Source organism: Acinetobacter sp. 197, from assembly GCF_048148385.1.
GTDB lineage: Bacteria > Pseudomonadota > Gammaproteobacteria > Pseudomonadales > Moraxellaceae > Acinetobacter > Acinetobacter pecorum.
Genome location: NZ_JAYWZK010000004.1, coordinates 52,054 through 67,403 on the forward strand (window position 1 = coordinate 52,054; position 15,350 = coordinate 67,403).

The 15,350-nt window shown below is 42.7% G+C and carries 13 protein-coding genes; 8 read left to right on the plus strand and 5 right to left on the minus strand.

Features of this window, described 5'->3' with window-relative positions:
• Nucleotides 1–38: 38 nt before the first annotated feature.
• From catA to VXQ11_RS05465, 3 genes are all read right to left on the minus strand, one after another.
• Nucleotides 39–959, minus strand: a complete 921-nt coding sequence (gene catA / locus VXQ11_RS05455; protein ID WP_064102902.1) for a catechol 1,2-dioxygenase — start codon at nucleotides 957–959, stop codon at nucleotides 39–41.
• A 153-nt stretch (nucleotides 960–1,112) separates the two neighbouring features.
• Nucleotides 1,113–1,403 (minus strand): muconolactone Delta-isomerase, encoded by a 291-nt coding sequence (gene catC / locus VXQ11_RS05460; protein WP_064096720.1) that lies wholly within the window; start codon nucleotides 1,401–1,403, stop codon nucleotides 1,113–1,115.
• 13 nt (nucleotides 1,404–1,416) lie between these two features.
• The gene (locus tag VXQ11_RS05465; protein WP_064102901.1) at nucleotides 1,417–2,526 is read right to left on the minus strand and encodes a muconate/chloromuconate family cycloisomerase; all 1,110 of its coding nucleotides are present in this window, start codon (nucleotides 2,524–2,526) and stop codon (nucleotides 1,417–1,419) included.
• Nucleotides 2,527–2,641: 115 nt separating this feature from the next.
• On the opposite strand from VXQ11_RS05465, the gene VXQ11_RS05470 reads away from it, so the two are divergent.
• From VXQ11_RS05470 to VXQ11_RS05480, 3 genes are all read left to right on the plus strand, one after another.
• Nucleotides 2,642–3,556 (plus strand): LysR family transcriptional regulator, encoded by a 915-nt coding sequence (locus tag VXQ11_RS05470; protein ID WP_064096722.1) that lies wholly within the window; start codon nucleotides 2,642–2,644, stop codon nucleotides 3,554–3,556.
• 219 nt (nucleotides 3,557–3,775) lie between these two features.
• Entirely contained in the window at nucleotides 3,776–5,149 is a 1,374-nt protein-coding gene (locus VXQ11_RS05475) for an MFS transporter (protein WP_064102900.1), read from the plus strand.
• A gap of 108 nt (nucleotides 5,150–5,257) precedes the next feature.
• The gene (locus tag VXQ11_RS05480) at nucleotides 5,258–6,580 is read left to right on the plus strand and encodes a DcaP family trimeric outer membrane transporter (protein ID WP_416705591.1); all 1,323 of its coding nucleotides are present in this window, start codon (nucleotides 5,258–5,260) and stop codon (nucleotides 6,578–6,580) included.
• Nucleotides 6,581–6,622: 42 nt separating this feature from the next.
• Here the strand turns inward: VXQ11_RS05480 and VXQ11_RS05485 are convergent, their stop codons facing one another.
• On the minus strand, nucleotides 6,623–8,041 hold the full coding sequence (locus VXQ11_RS05485) for a PLP-dependent aminotransferase family protein (protein WP_416705592.1): 1,419 nt from the start codon (nucleotides 8,039–8,041) through the stop codon (nucleotides 6,623–6,625).
• A 470-nt stretch (nucleotides 8,042–8,511) separates the two neighbouring features.
• Between VXQ11_RS05485 and VXQ11_RS05490 the strand changes: the two genes are divergently transcribed.
• The 4 genes from VXQ11_RS05490 (at nucleotide 8,512) to VXQ11_RS05505 (ending at nucleotide 13,263) form a co-directional block, all read left to right on the plus strand.
• Nucleotides 8,512–10,149: a long-chain-fatty-acid--CoA ligase gene (locus tag VXQ11_RS05490; protein WP_064096726.1), complete on the plus strand. Its 1,638-nt coding sequence runs from the start codon at nucleotides 8,512–8,514 to the stop codon at nucleotides 10,147–10,149.
• A gap of 299 nt (nucleotides 10,150–10,448) precedes the next feature.
• Nucleotides 10,449–11,471: a flavin reductase family protein gene (locus VXQ11_RS05495; RefSeq protein WP_416705593.1), complete on the plus strand. Its 1,023-nt coding sequence runs from the start codon at nucleotides 10,449–10,451 to the stop codon at nucleotides 11,469–11,471.
• Nucleotides 11,472–11,513: 42 nt separating this feature from the next.
• The gene (locus VXQ11_RS05500) at nucleotides 11,514–12,680 is read left to right on the plus strand and encodes a fatty acid desaturase family protein (protein ID WP_064102898.1); all 1,167 of its coding nucleotides are present in this window, start codon (nucleotides 11,514–11,516) and stop codon (nucleotides 12,678–12,680) included.
• 232 nt (nucleotides 12,681–12,912) lie between these two features.
• On the plus strand, nucleotides 12,913–13,263 hold the full coding sequence (locus VXQ11_RS05505; RefSeq protein ID WP_416705594.1) for a hypothetical protein: 351 nt from the start codon (nucleotides 12,913–12,915) through the stop codon (nucleotides 13,261–13,263).
• 69 nt (nucleotides 13,264–13,332) lie between these two features.
• Here VXQ11_RS05505 and VXQ11_RS05510 read toward each other — a convergent pair whose 3' ends face one another.
• Nucleotides 13,333–14,055 (minus strand): HAD family hydrolase, encoded by a 723-nt coding sequence (locus tag VXQ11_RS05510; protein ID WP_416705595.1) that lies wholly within the window; start codon nucleotides 14,053–14,055, stop codon nucleotides 13,333–13,335.
• A gap of 281 nt (nucleotides 14,056–14,336) precedes the next feature.
• On the opposite strand from VXQ11_RS05510, the gene VXQ11_RS05515 reads away from it, so the two are divergent.
• The gene (locus VXQ11_RS05515) at nucleotides 14,337–15,230 is read left to right on the plus strand and encodes a LysR family transcriptional regulator (RefSeq protein WP_004647024.1); all 894 of its coding nucleotides are present in this window, start codon (nucleotides 14,337–14,339) and stop codon (nucleotides 15,228–15,230) included.
• Nucleotides 15,231–15,350 lie beyond the last annotated feature (120 nt).

Below are 15,350 nucleotides of genomic sequence, written 5' to 3' on the forward strand. Positions count from 1 at the left end.
GGGATATATCTCGATGCATATCCCGCTTCTCAAGTGTATTAAGCGCTAGCGCGGCGACGATCAACTTCAGTAGAAGGTGCGTCTGTTTTCTCTTTCACAAGTTCAATATCGAATTGAATGTATTTGAAAGGACCTTTCAGGCCACGTTTTGCAATTTCAGCTTCATCAGTTACGTCTACAGCAGTTGCTACCAGACCTTCACGGGTAGCGAATGCAAAGTCATCCCACAGGTATTGGTCGCCTTCAATGTTGAATTGAGTGGTCAGCTTGCGGTAACCCGGTGCAGACACAAAGTAATGGACGTGTGATGGACGGTTACCATGACGGCCTAATTTGTCCAGCACGAACTGGGTGGTACCTTCTGGAGGACAGCCATAACCCACTGGCATTGTCGTTAATGCAGTATATTGACCATCGCTATCAGTAATGATGCTGCGACGTAGGTTAAAATCAGACTGTGACTTGTCAAAAAATGAGTAATTGCCCAAGCTGTTCGCATGCCAGATTTCAACCTTGGCACCTTCAACGAGATTGCCATTAGTATCCGTCACTGTACCTTCAATGATTAAAGTTGGGATTTTGCCTTCTTCAGAACCATCATCCATACGGGCAAAGCTTACAGTTTCAGGTGCGCCAGCTACATATAACGGACCTTCAATCGTACGTGGCGTACCGCCAGTAATACCTGCTTTAGCATCTGCTTCATCAGCACGTAAGTCTAAGTAATGTTCCAGCCCCAAGCCTGCAGCCAATAAACCTAATTCATTCGCTTGACCGGCATCAGTAAAGTATTCCAGGCCTTTCCATAATTCTGACTGAGAAATATCAAGATCTTCGATAGCCTGGAAAAGATCACCCAATAAACGCACAACGACTTGCTGTACACGTTCATCTACAGGACCTGTCGCTGTATCAACGTTCATTTGCTTAACTAATGCATCAATTTCTTGGCGATTCATACTATTGCTCCTAAAGTATGTTTTTCATCTTTTCGTGGCGCACTTTTTAGCTTTTATTGGCTGGCTAAATCTGGCTGGCCACAATCCTTGTTGAAATACCCTCTGTTTTCGATTTGGAAGGGGAATCCGGTGACTCCCAATCCGCTCATTCAATTAACTGTCGTCATCTCGAACTGAAGACGGGTGACGGTTTAATGCCATCACTTCAATATTCATGTAAGGATAGAGAGGCAAGCCTTGTAACAGGTCGTGCAACTCTTCATTGCTTTCAACATCGAAAATACTGATGTTTGAGTACTGGCCCGTGATGCGCCAGATATGACGCCATTTGCCTTGACGCTGCAATTCCTGCGAATAGGCTTTTTCAACAGCCTTAATTTCATTTGCCTGTTCAACTGGCAGATCACGTGGAATGTTTACATCCATACGTACCTGAAAAAGCATGGGTTTCTCCTAATTACTGACGACGCAAGTTGTCAATCTTGTTTTCATCCAACTCAATCCCCAGACCTGGCCCTTTCGGAATCTCCAGTTCAAAGTTTTGATAGTTGAGTGGGGTTTTCAAAATATCTTCAGTCAGCAGTAGAGGACCAAACAGCTCGGTACCAAATGCCAGACTTTCAAAAGTAGAGAACACATGTGCCGAAGCAATCGTGCCTACAGGGCCTTCCAGCATGGTGCCGCCATACAGGTCAATACCTGCAAGTTTGGCAATCTTGCCTACTTCGCAACCTTCAATCAGGCCACCTGACTGGGCGACTTTGACTGCAAAAACAGATGAACCATTTTGTTTGGCAATCTCATACGCTGAGTGCGGACCCATTAATGATTCGTCTGCCATGATGGCAACATCAAAACGTCGGGTCAGACGGCGCATGGCGTCCAGGTTATCAATTGCACATGGCTGTTCTATTAAATCAACACCACCATCTTGCAATAATTGAATTCCTTTAATGGCTTCCAGTTCTGACCAGGCACGGTTGACATCAACACGGATCGAAATGTCTTTACCCAGGGCTTTTTTGATTGCAAGCACATGTTCAACATCTTCTTCAACCGGACGAGAACCGATTTTAAGTTTGAAAATGTTGTGACGTTTTGCCGCAATCATTTTCTCTGCTTCAGCAATATCTTTTTCGGTATTACCCGAAGCCAATACCCAAAGAACCGGAATACTGTCACGCAAGCGGCCACCGAGGATTTCGCTTAATGGCAAACCTAAACGTTGTGCCTGTATATCCAGAAGTGCTGTTTGCATTGCACATTTGGCAAAACGGTTGCCATTAATGTTCTTTTTGATTGTTTGTAATGTCTGTGCAACATTTAAACCGGATAATGTTTTTAAAAGTGGGGCGAAATAAGTTTCGATATTAACTTTGACGCTTTCCGGGCTTTCATCACCATAACCCAAGCCACCGATAGTCGTAGCTTCCCCCCAGCCGATGTAACCATCTTCAGTGGTGATTTTGACCAATACCAGGGTCTGGGTTTGCATCGTTGCCACTGCCATCTTGTGAGGGCGAATGGTTGGAATTTCTACCAGCAAGGTTTCAACTGACTTATACATAATACGGGTTCACATTCTTGCTTTAATGCTTTGACTTGATATACCTTAAAAGAATAATGTTGATTGGTCTAAGATCGATTTAGCATTTTTTTATACTTTAAAGGTATTCAGTGCCATGGAACTCAGACATTTACGTTACTTCGTTGCCGTCGTCGAAGAACAAAGTTTTACCAAAGCGGCAGAAAAACTGTTTATTGCTCAACCACCTTTGAGCCGACAGATCCAAAATCTGGAGCAAGAGCTCGATATTCAGCTCTTTGAGCGTGGTAGCCGCCCGCTAAAAACTACTGAAGCCGGTCAATTCTTTTACCAGCACGCTGTTAAACTTTTGTCTAATGCGGAAGAGATCAAGTCAATGACCAAGCGAATTGGCATTACGGATCGGACCATAACCATCGGTTTTGTTGGCTCTTTATTGTTTGGCTTGCTGTCGCGCATTCTGTTTTTATTCAAACAGCAGCATCCACATCTCAAGATCGAGATGATGGAGATGAATACCCATGAACAGATTCAGGCGCTGAAAGAAGGGCGGATTGATGTAGGTTTCGGGCGTCTGAGAATTTCAGATCCGGCAGTAAAACGGGTGTTGCTGCGTGAGGAACGGCTGATGGTCGCTGCACACTCCAGTCATAGCATGGCGCAACGGGTAGAAGGTTTAAATCTTTCTGAACTGGTTGATCAGCAACTGTTTTTATATCCCAATAGCGGCAAGGCGAATTTTGCCACCCAGGTCCGCGGTATTTTTTCTGAGTATGGTTTAGAACCCAAAAATATCCGTATCGTACGTGAATTACAGTTGGCACTCGGCTTTGTAGCTGCCGGAGAAGGGATTTGTATCGTGCCGGAAAGTGCACAAAATATTAAACTGGCCCACCTGAACTTCATTCCACTTCTAGATGAGTTCGCTGTCAGTCCAGTATTCATGGCCATCCGTAACATGGATGAAAGTGAATACATTCGTTATCTGTTTGATGCGGTCTATCAAGTCTATGATCTGGAAGCAATTAGGTACGATCGTTCAGTATTTTAATAGTTCAATCTAGAAGCGTAATCAATCCTGCACAGCGGATAAATTCATGTAAGCACAGGCTAAGTTAAGATTATTATAATATATTTTATAATAAATTTAGCAACTTAACTGCAGCCAGACTTTATAGGTATAGAAGCATGCCTATTCAGTTTTGGACATTCTTTCGCATTTTCTCCATTGTGGCATTCATAAATTGAACTTCACAATTTGGAGGTGGAGATGTCTACAAATAAAGTTAATATAAATACGCTGATTGACGAGGCGAAGTTTACCCCCTTTCACTGGGGGGTACTGATCTGGTGTTTACTGATCATTATTTTTGACGGTTATGACCTAGTCATTTATGGCGTAGCATTACCATTGCTGATGCAAGAATGGTCGCTCAGCGCAGTGCAAGCCGGACTGCTGGCCAGTACCGCCTTATTCGGGATGATGTTCGGTGCCATGACCTTCGGAACGCTATCCGACAAGTTAGGCCGTAAAAAGACCATCATGATCTGTGTGGCGATTTTTAGCGGTTTTACCTTCATCGGGGCTTTCGCCACATCTCCAGTGGAATTTGGAATTTTACGTTTTCTGGCTGGTCTTGGCATTGGCGGTGTGATGCCTAATGTGGTGGCATTGATGACCGAATATGCTCCTAAACGTATTCGCAGTACGCTGGTTGCCCTGATGTTTAGTGGTTATGCGATTGGCGGGATGACTTCTGCGTTACTGGGTGCATGGCTGGTGCCACAATTTGGCTGGAAAATTATGTTCCTGCTTGCCGGTATTCCACTGCTCCTTTTACCATTGATTTGGAAATACTTGCCAGAATCATTGATGTATCTGACTAACAAGCAGCAAACGGCTCAAGCACATCATATTATTCAAAAGATTTCTCCAACACAGGTCATTACCAGTGATACCCAGTTTGTACTGAATGAAGTGCAAAAAGGGGATGAAGCACCATTAAAAGCACTGTTTCAACAAGGCCGTAGCTTCAGTACCTTCATGTTCTGGCTGGCATTCTTTATGTGCCTGTTGATGGTTTATGCACTGGGCAGCTGGTTACCAAAACTGATGATCCAGGCAGGCTACTCGCTGGGCGCAAGTATGATCTTCCTGTTTGCCCTGAATATTGGTGGAATGGTGGGTGCGATTGGTGGCGGCTATCTTGCGGATAGATTCCATATCAAAAAAGTACTGACCATTATGTTCCTGTGTGGTGCTATGGCATTGATTCTTCTTGGCTTTAACAGTCCGCAATTCGTGCTGTATACCCTGATTGCTGTGGCAGGTGCTGCAACGATTGGTTCACAAATCCTGCTCTATACCTTTGTAGCACAGTATTATCCATCGACGGTACGTTCTACCGGCATGGGCTGGGCATCAGGCATTGGACGTATTGGTGCGATTGTGGGTCCGGTACTTACTGGCGCATTATTGACCATGAATTTACCGCATCAAATGAACTTCTTTGCAATTGCGATTCCTGGCGTGATCGCTGCGCTGGCAATTTTCCTGGTGAACTTAAAAACTTCCGTAGATGGCCAAGTCCTTGCAACGTCTAGCGTAAAGCCAAGTCCATTGACAAAAGAAGCGATACATTAAGTTAGATTTCAATCAATAAAGATAATATTCCCAATGATATAGATCGCCATCGTAACCAGTGGTGATCTGTTGCTAGAATCGAGACGCATAATAAAAAGCGAGTTTAGGATGAACACGACACAATTATTTAATCAACCACAAATCACATTCAAACGCACAGTGCTGATGAGCATGATGGCAATGAGCTTAGGGGGCATCAGTTTGTCATCTCAAGCGCAAACCCCAGCCCAGTCGAACCAGCAGGAAATTGAACAACTTCGTCAGGAAGTTCAGGCCTTACGCGCACTGGTTGAACAGCAGCAAGCTCAGACAGCCACGGTAATTGCCCCAGTGGCAATAGCACCAGTACCAGTAAGTACGCCTGCAACTAAACCGGTCATGAAAATTGCCAGTGGGGCCGAGTTCAATTTATACGGTAATATCCGCGCGGATGCCTCTTATCAGGCTGAAGGTGGTTCAGCTACCCGCATGTATAACCAGATTAATGCTGTTCCACTTGAAGGCACAGGCGAACGTAGTGATGAGTTTAAGTCAACCCTGTCTGCAACCCGTTTAGGTATGGATTTTAAAACACCTGTCGGTGCTGGTGATAAAGCCCTGAGCGGTAAAATTGAAGTGGACTTCTTGGGTGGTGCCGGCTTTGATAACTTACGTATCCGTCATGCGTATATCAGTTATGCTAACTGGTTGATTGGTCAAACCTGGTCAAACTTTGCGGTACCTGATTATATCCCGGAAACTGTAGATGCTCTGGTTTATGCGGGCGGATCAATTAAACGGACGCCACAAGTACGTCATACCAGTACTTTTAGCCCGGCTACCAATCTGGTCCTTGCAGTAGAAGATCCGAAAGATGGTTCTATCAAACAGCGTCTACCTGCTTTAACGGCACGTTTAAATCATAAGTTGGCAGATAATTTTATAGTCAGTGCACGGGCCATGGGTCATGAAAAACGTATCAACGAAGATGAAAAAACCGCATGGGGTCTAGGTTTAGGTGCCAAGTATGATCTTGTGCCAGGTACGACGCTCAAAGCTGACTACTATCACGTCAAAGGTGATAGCAGCTTTGTATCTTATGCCAATCCTGGGGTCATTGCAGCCACGAATGGTGATCTTTTACAAAGTGAATTTGATTCAATTTCAGTAGGTTTAACTCAGCAATTTAACGAGAAATTGCGTGGTACACTGGGTTATGGCTATATGAATTTTGACCAGGATAATGCATATATCGCTGCCAGCGCAAATCCAACCGCTATTAACAAAGACCTCTGGCAAGCTTGGGCAAATGTTTTCTATAGCCCAACAAAACCTTTGAGTTTCGGCCTGGAATATGTATATGGTGAACGTGAAGCCGTAGTGGCAGCACCAAATGGCAGTACTAAAGGTGAAGACAACCGAGTTAATGCAGTCGCAATTTATAGTTTCTAAACTTTAGCAATCTAGCAGAAGTACTTTAAAAGCGTGGATGAATTAATCCACGCTTTTGCGATTTTGAAGAATGATTTCTGCCAGCAGATTGATCGATTTTTCAATTCTGGCTGTCCATTCATAAGAACAATTCAGACGAATATAATGTTGGCTGGCATGATCCGGCCTAAACAGCAGTGCAGGGGCAATCGCAATATTCTGCTGAATCAGTTGCTCATATAAAACCTGACCGTCAAGTTGTTCAGGCAATTCGATCCAGAGAAAATAACCGCTGGAATAATAGTAAATTTCACAGATGCTTCCTAAACGTGCTTTAAGTTCCTGATAAAATTTCTTTTTATACTTTTCTAAATGCTGTCTTAAATGCCTTAAATGTTTTTCATAATGATGGTGCGAAATAAACTCGACCAGCGCATTTTGAAGTAAGGGGCTAACAGTTAGAGTACTCATGAGCTGTAAATGCTGAATGGCATCAGAAAATGGACCGGCATACACCCAGCCTACGCGTGCACCCATCCCCAGCGTTTTGGAAAAAGATGTACAGTGCAGCACCTTCTGGTGCTGGTCAAAGTATTTAACTGGTAGCGGTTTGGCTGAACCGTAATTTAATTCCTGATAAACATCATCTTCAATCAAATACACCTGATATTTATATAAAAGTTCTGCAATTTTCTGCTTAATTTCCGGATTAACAGTAAAGCCAATCGGATTATGTGCATTCAGCATTAGCCAGCACACCTTGATCGGATACTGTTTTAAAGCCTGTTCAAATGATTCCAGATCAAAGCCGAATTGTGGGTGTTCAGGAATCGTAATCACTTGCAACCCCAAACGTTCGGCTGCCTGCCAGGCACCATAAAATATGGTTTGCTGTAGCAGAATAAAATCGCCCGGTTGAGTTAAGGCCTGCAGGGACAAGTTTAATGCCTCTAGTGCACCAGATGTAATGACAATGTCATTGGGATGACATGGGATTCCTTGTAGTTGATAGCGGTTGGCAATCAGTTGTCGTAAGTCCTGATTGCCAGGCGGCATGTGATTCTGATTGTTATAACTACTTTTTCTTTTGGCCTGCTGCGCCAGAATCTGCATGAATTTGGCGTTATATAATAGTTCTGCATTAGGAAATGCTGAACCAAAAGGTACAATTTCGGCCGGCTGAGTTGATTTTAAGAAGTTAAAAACTACCGAGTTGATTTGGATTCTGGAATTTAAACCAATCTGGACGGGCTGTTTACGGGTGAATGGCTGGGCACGTTCTGCAACAAAATAACCTGATTTATCTTTGGCGTAGACCAGACCTTGGGCTTCGAGTTCCTGATAGGCATTCAGTACTGTCATCAGACTATAGCCGGATAATTGGGCCTGTTCACGAAGGGAAGGTAATTTTTCATACGCCTTCCATACGCCATTTTCAATCATTTGACGGATTGTCTGTGCCAACTTTTCAGACTTATACATACACTTGCTGAACTAAGACTATTCTAATTATCTTGATTTATAGCATATTTTAATATGCTTAATATAACAAATTAAGACCAGGGTGGATGTCAGTTTATTTTCAAACATGCGTTACATTAACCTGTTGTACTGTTTTTCTAAGGTCAGTATCCCTATTAAACATGACCATTAAATGGGATAGCTGTATTAAGCCAGTCGACATTCAATCAATACACGATTATTAAACTGAATATCAGGCTCACTCTTTCTATGAAGAGTTTTTTTATTTCTATATAAATCGTGCTCTTATTTTATACGCCAGAGTCACTTCTGTAAATTTGTCACAATTCGATACTTACAAACCCAGATTTCCTTGCTAAATTCAGTCCACATGATGATAAAAATTATGTCACGGTCTCAGACCGAGCCATCATGCATATATAACAACGATATCAATACACGGACCAATAACAAGCACAAAGGAGTGGAGAATGCTCGGAAATATGATGTTTCAGCCTTTACTGATCAGCAGCATGATTGAACATGCAGGACGCTATCATGCAGATACCGAAGTAATTTCCAAAAATACTGATAGCAGTATTAAAGTTACCAATTGGGGCGAAATTCACCAAAACTCGAAACGTTTTGCCAATGTGCTGCAACAACTTGGCTTGGCGCAGGGAGATCGGGTCGCAACCATTGCCTGGAATAATCACCGCCATTTAGAATCCTGGTATGCCATTTCTGGTAGTGGTCTGGTCTGTCATACCATTAATCCGCGCTTGTTTCCTGAACAGCTGATTTTTATTATGAACGATGCCGCAGACCGTGTGGTGCTATTCGACAAGACATTTGTTCCTTTAATTAAAGCAGTGAAATCACTGCTGACCTCTGTAGAGCATTTCATCTGTCTGGATGCGGCTGATCCGGCAGTAACAGAAGCGATTCCGGAAGTACAATTTTATGATGACCTGCTGGCTGGACAAAATGCAGATTTCGAATGGCCAGTGATTGATGAAAACTCGGCAAGTTCCTTGTGTTATACCTCTGGAACCACAGGTAATCCCAAAGGTGTGCTGTATAGCCATCGCTCTACTGTATTACATAGTTATGCAATTATTTTGCCTGACTCATTAAATGTCTCAGCTGCCGATATTATGTTGCCTGTCGTACCGATGTTCCATGTCAATGCATGGGGCACTCCCTATGCTGCCGCGATGGTGGGATGTACCCTGATCCTGCCGGGACCGGGTCTGGACGGGACAAGTCTGGTTAACCTGATTGATACCTATAAGGTTTCGGTAGCACTTGGGGTTCCGACCATCTGGCAGGGGCTGATTGCAGCAGCAAATCAGTCAGGTTCAAAACTGGAAAGCCTAAAACGGAATGTAGTGGGCGGATCGGCATGCCCACCGGCCATGCTCAAAGCGTTCAAAGAACAGTTTAATTGCGAAACGATCCATGCCTGGGGCATGACGGAAATCAGTCCACTGGGTACAGCCAATCAGCTCAAGACCAAACATTTGTCTCTGTCGGATGAAGAAAAACTGCAGATTCGTCTGTCTCAAGGCCGTCCGCCATTCGGGATTGATTTACGTTTGATCGATGCAGAAAAAGGTACGCATGAAATTGAACGTGATGGACTTAGCACAGGAAACTTACAGGTTAAGGGCCATTGGGTCATCAGTCATTATTTTGGCAAGGAAGAATCTGCACTGACAGAGGATGGCTGGTTCGATACCGGCGATATTGCCACGCTGAATCAGGATGGTTTTATGAAACTCAGCGACCGCTCCAAGGATTTAATCAAGTCTGGTGGAGAATGGATTTCATCGGTAGATCTGGAAAATATTGCCATGGGACATCCGGAAATTGCGATGGCTGCCGTGATTGCTGCCCAGCACCCTAAATGGGATGAGCGTCCCGTATTAATTGCCATTATAAAGCCGGGCAGCCAGCTGATTGAGACTGATCTGCTGGATTATTATGCAGACAAAGTTGCCAAATGGCAGGTTCCAGATCGAGTCGTGTTCGTTGATGCGATTCCACTGAGTGGTACTGGTAAAATGCTGAAAAAGGATCTGCGTGAATTATATGGGACCATTCTTTTGGAACAGGCGGCAGGTTAGAGCGTCCAGTTCAAAAGAGTTCTCTTAACATGCTACTCAACAAACTGATCTCGAATAGAGGTCAGTTTTTTATGTAAACATTCGATAGAGGTACAAGTTTAAAATTCTTTTTCTCAAGATATAGCGTTGGAATCGATACTTTTAGCGAATATTGTTAGACAAAAAGCTATATTGTGGGGGTTGAGCACATAATTTGACCTGTATTGACATGGTCTGAGCATGAGAATTCTTTATCCTGAACAATATAATAATTAGACAGTTGTACATTAATGAAACTGTCTGCGGATAAGGGGATAAAAATGACAAGCATGCCAACCTATCAGCCGCATTGGATACGGGAAGATTTCATTGATTTTATTGGTGAAAAAATCCATCCAACTTGGGCAATTAAAAAAGTTAAAGCTGCTGTTATGAGTATTCAAGCTATCAGCCCTGACTTTTTCAAGATTCATTTACGTCCGAATCATAATTTTAACATCAAGTCATTTCAGGCCGGCCAGAATATTGCAGTGACCATCAGGCTCGATGGTGTACGTCATCAGCGACATTATTCAGTAGTGACGGTATTAAAAAATGGCGATCTGATTATTGCAGTAAAACAGCAGGGGAAAGTTTCACGTGCCTTAAGCCTGATGCAAATTGGTGCGGTGGTCGAAATATCTCAGCCCCAAGGCGAGTTCACATTGCAAAAATCCACCCAGCCGATTTTATTTCTGGTTTCAGGCAGTGGTATTACCGCAATTTATTCCTTGCTACAAAAAGCGGTCATTCATTCTCTGGAACAGATTGACCTAGTTTATTTCACTCGAGATGATGCTTTTCATGCGGAGTTGAAAACCTTGGCTTTAATGCATCAAAACTTGAAATATCACCATTTCAATACGCTGGAACACCAGCAGCATCTAACCCAAGGCTTATTACAAAAGCTAGTGCCAGATTTGGCAGAGCGAAAAATTTATGCCTGTGGCTCTGCCGGGATGATGAAAGCTGCACTGAGAATCATCGATAAACTGGATTTGAAAGCCAATTTTCATTCAGAATATTTCCAGATTGCAGTCGATGAGAAAATTAAGGCGCAGCCGGTACAGTTTTTAAGATCGCAGCAAGAGTTTCAGGCCCAGGCCACTTTACTGGAAAGTGCTGAAAAATCAGGCCTGCGTCCTGCATATGGCTGCCGGATGGGAATCTGCAACACCTGTTCCTGTACCAAAGTCAGTGGTTCGGTACGCAACGTCCTGACCGGTGAAGTTGATCATGGCAACAATACCCAGATCAAACTGTGCATTTCCCAGGCAGTGAGTCCTGTGGTGATTAATCTATAACCTATTGATAAGCCATTAATTAAACTATAAGAAGGTGCTCCCATGAATATGCAAATTGATTTTAAACGACATAGCAAAAGCCAATTTCTCAGTCCTGAACAGATTGAGGAATTTGGTGCCAAAGTCGATGCAATCCGCCGCGAGGTCATGGATGATCTGGGGGAAAAAGACGCCGAATATATTTATAAAATCCGTAACTTTGTCCGCTATAGTGAAATTGCCTCACGTGGCATGCTGATGTTTGCTGGCTGGTTACCACCGGTATGGCTGGCTGGGACAGGTCTGCTCGGTCTTTCCAAAATCGTGGAAAATATGGAACTCGGCCACAATGTCATGCATGGCCAGTTTGACTGGATGAATGATCCGAGTCTGAATGGTGTGACGTATGACTGGGATACGATTTCAACCGGCGATGACTGGAAATATACGCATAACTATATTCATCATACCTATACCAATATTGTGGGGATGGATCATGATGTGGGTTATGGGCTAATTCGAGTCAGTGAATCCCAAAAATGGGAACCACGTTTCCTGTTCAATATTCCATTGGGCATTCAGTTAATGGTGTTTTTCGAATGGTATGTTGGCTTGCAGCGCCTGCATCTGGAAGACGTGATTGCCTATAAAACCAAGACCTGGAAAGAAGTCTGGGAAGAAGCAGCTCCTTTACGCAAAAAAATGCGCCGTCAGGTGTTAAAAGATTATGTATTTTTCCCGCTGATTGCTGGCCCAAATGCCATTCCAGTATTTACCGGTAATGCCGTTGCCAATGTGATCCGTAGCCTGTGGGCTTCTGCTGTTATTTTTAACGGACATTTCACTGAAGATGCCGAAACCTTTGAAATGGACAATACCGATAAGGAAACCCGTGCAGAATGGTATGTCCGTCAGATTCGTGGTTCGAGCAATTTTAGCGGTACCCAATGGTTGCATATACTGAGTGGTAATTTGAGCCATCAGATTGAGCATCATCTGTTCCCGGATATGCCGGCCAACCGTTATGTTGAGGTTGCTCCAAAGGTCAAAGCACTCTGTGCAGAATATGGTATTCACTACAACGAAGCCAGCTTTATGAAACAGTTTTCTACCGTATGGGTAAGACTGGCAAAATGTTCTTTGCCAAATGAATGGAATCAGCAAATTACCGGAAAAACTCACGCAGTAAAATCAGTGTTCAGTTACTTTAAGGCGAAGCTGGTGAGTTAATTATTTCAAGTTTCTCAGTTATCCAGTTTGGTACTCCTCAATAGATTTGGATGGTTTATTGAGGATTTTTTTATCACCCCAGTTCATGAATGGAATATGAAGATCATTTTCAAAAAAATGACGAAGGTTAGACAAACTCATTACGGTCGAAACACTTCACCTACAAGTTGATGGTTTAGGCACAGTCCCTTCTTTTTATAATGGCCGCGTTCTATCATCTAAGGTCTCAATTTTGCAATATCTTAAATATTTTTCAGCAATTCCATTATTAGTACTTTTAACTGCTTGTAACACCACTGAAGCACCCGCACCAGATTATCAGGGCAACTGGAAAAACACCGTGGAAAATCCAAAACTTGAAAATATTCTAGTTATTTCAAAAAATGGTGAAAATTATCTGATTACTAATACGATCAAAGATAAGGAAACCGGTAAAACCGAGAAAAAGAATCCAATGCCCGCTGCAGTGAACGAAAATGGCATGCTTCAGTTGAACGCAGGTGCAGGTATGGTCGATTTTGCAATCGATGAGAAAACCGGAAATCTGGTTGGTTCAGGCTCAATCTATAAAAAAGCCAAATAGTCAGCAAGATTTTTAAGCCACAAATAGTATTCAAGATGTCATGAACAAGGATGCTTCATGGCATCTTTTTTAGTGGATGTTGTTATTGAATGAACTTAATAATTCAGCAAAATTTTCGACATAATAATTTGCTTTGGCTTTGATCAAATCTATTTCATGAGCGGAGTGCTGGTCATAAATTCCCACTACCTCGATGCCCGCATGATTTGCTGCTTCTACACCGACTAAAGAGTCTTCAATAATTAGACATTCCTCTGGTCGAAGGTTAAAGGCTTGCAAAACATTCAGATAAACTTCGGGATGAGGTTTAATGTTCTGGACATTTTCACGGGTGAGAATCAAGGAAAAGTCCTCATCAAAGCTGATTTTAGAATTAATATTTCGATTTTTATCCTGATAGCGCTGTACATTGAATAAACTGGTGGTGGTGGTCAAAGCCAGTGATATCTGTTGCTGTTTTAAAGCCTGAATCAGGAGGTCTGCCTGAGGTTTTAACTCGACGATATGATCCAGAAAATGTCGGGAAATTGTATAACGACGATTTTTTACTTCTTCTTTAGCTGGTTCAAAACCGTATTGTTCTTTTAAAAATCCACAATATTCCAGATAAGGATCTGGCATATGTCTCAAGGCGGTAAGCTGAAGATCGCGCTGTTGCTGAATCTCATGTAAATCGACTTTTCTATTGGAGAGCTCATCGATCAGGGCTGCATCGACCTGATTCCAGATGCCTACAGAATCAATCAACGTACCATCTAGATCAAAACAGACCAGCTTTTTATCCTGAAACATATAAGATTTCTCTGTATTTTTACCAGTTATTCAGTGGGACTGAGTATATCGCATACGATTTAAATGTTTAACTGACCTGAGCAAACCGGGCTGGAAATTTTACGCTAAGGTACTTTTTAATGGATTTATTCATCTGGCAAAAGTATTTATTTACGGAAAATTACAGCGAGTTTAATCCTGAAAATAGTTGCGAAGTGTTATATTTTAATCTGACCATAAATGAACTTATGCGGATGAAAGACCTGTCCGAATGATGAGAAAGTTAAAGGAAATGTATTTCTGTGTTTGAACTTGACTGTAAATTGCTCAGTATTTTTTATTATGTCTATAAATTTAAAAACGTATCTCAGGCAGCCGATCATTTAGATATGAGCCAGCCAGCGGTGAGCAATCTGCTGAATAAAATTCGCCAGCATTATGGTGATCCTTTATTTTTACGTATTGGTAATGAGATGCTACCTACGGATCTGTCCAAACAGCTCTTTCCCTTGGTCAGCGAAGCACTGAGCAAAGTTGAAGCAATCAATAATTTTACGATCAATTTTGATCAGGTCACTTCACAGCAGCGCTTTACACTGGCGATGACCGATGTATCCCATCTGGTGTTATTGCCAAAAATTTCCCAGTATCTGAAGCAGCATGCATCCCATATCCGTCTGAATGTGCGTCCGATTACCTCGGAAACCAGTTATCAGATGGCCAATGGTGAGATTGATCTGGCTTTAGGCTTCTTGCCAAATCTGGAGAATGGCTTTTATCAGCAGAAACTGTTTGAGCAATATTATGTAGTGATCGCGGCGAAAGACCATCCGCGCCTGACCGGTGACAGCATCACGACCGAAGAGTATTTACGTGAAACACATATTGATATTGATGCCGGGATGGGGCATTACCATATTGAAAATGAATTGCTGAATCTGGAACTCAAGCGTGACATTCTAATGCGTCTGCCAAGTTATCTGGGGGTAGGACTGGTGGTACAGGAAACCGATGCGATTGCGACCGTGCCTTATTATTTGAGTGAAGTTTTATTATCACGTGGCAATCTTAAGATTTTTGAGGCACCGATTGCTTTCCCGACCTATTCTGTAAAGCAGTATTGGCATATGTCTTGTCATCATAAAACCAGCCATCAATGGCTACGTAATATGCTGCATGAGATTTTAAGTAAATAAGCTTGCAACATGGAAGGCTTGATTTAATCTTCATCTCTAGATTTTAAAATTCCTGGTTCAAGCCGGGAATTTTTTATTTTGGTACATCTTGATGCCTTTTTCAGAGCCTTGCACCTAAAT

What these genes read in the sequence shown, in the direction of transcription:
- VXQ11_RS05480 (WP_416705591.1), top strand. Translation starts at nt 5,258, where the DNA reads ATGAACACGACACAATTATTTAATCAACCACAAATCACATTCAAACGC.
- VXQ11_RS05475 (WP_064102900.1), top strand. Translation starts at nt 3,776, where the DNA reads ATGTCTACAAATAAAGTTAATATAAATACGCTGATTGACGAGGCGAAG.
- VXQ11_RS05485 (WP_416705592.1), bottom strand. Translation starts at nt 8,041, where the DNA reads ATGTATAAGTCTGAAAAGTTGGCACAGACAATCCGTCAAATGATTGAA.
- VXQ11_RS05465 (WP_064102901.1), bottom strand. Translation starts at nt 2,526, where the DNA reads ATGTATAAGTCAGTTGAAACCTTGCTGGTAGAAATTCCAACCATTCGC.
- catC (WP_064096720.1), bottom strand. Translation starts at nt 1,403, where the DNA reads ATGCTTTTTCAGGTACGTATGGATGTAAACATTCCACGTGATCTGCCA.
- VXQ11_RS05495 (WP_416705593.1), top strand. Translation starts at nt 10,449, where the DNA reads ATGACAAGCATGCCAACCTATCAGCCGCATTGGATACGGGAAGATTTC.
- VXQ11_RS05500 (WP_064102898.1), top strand. Translation starts at nt 11,514, where the DNA reads ATGAATATGCAAATTGATTTTAAACGACATAGCAAAAGCCAATTTCTC.
- catA (WP_064102902.1), bottom strand. Translation starts at nt 959, where the DNA reads ATGAATCGCCAAGAAATTGATGCATTAGTTAAGCAAATGAACGTTGAT.
- VXQ11_RS05490 (WP_064096726.1), top strand. Translation starts at nt 8,512, where the DNA reads ATGCTCGGAAATATGATGTTTCAGCCTTTACTGATCAGCAGCATGATT.
- VXQ11_RS05510 (WP_416705595.1), bottom strand. Translation starts at nt 14,055, where the DNA reads ATGTTTCAGGATAAAAAGCTGGTCTGTTTTGATCTAGATGGTACGTTG.
- VXQ11_RS05470 (WP_064096722.1), top strand. Translation starts at nt 2,642, where the DNA reads ATGGAACTCAGACATTTACGTTACTTCGTTGCCGTCGTCGAAGAACAA.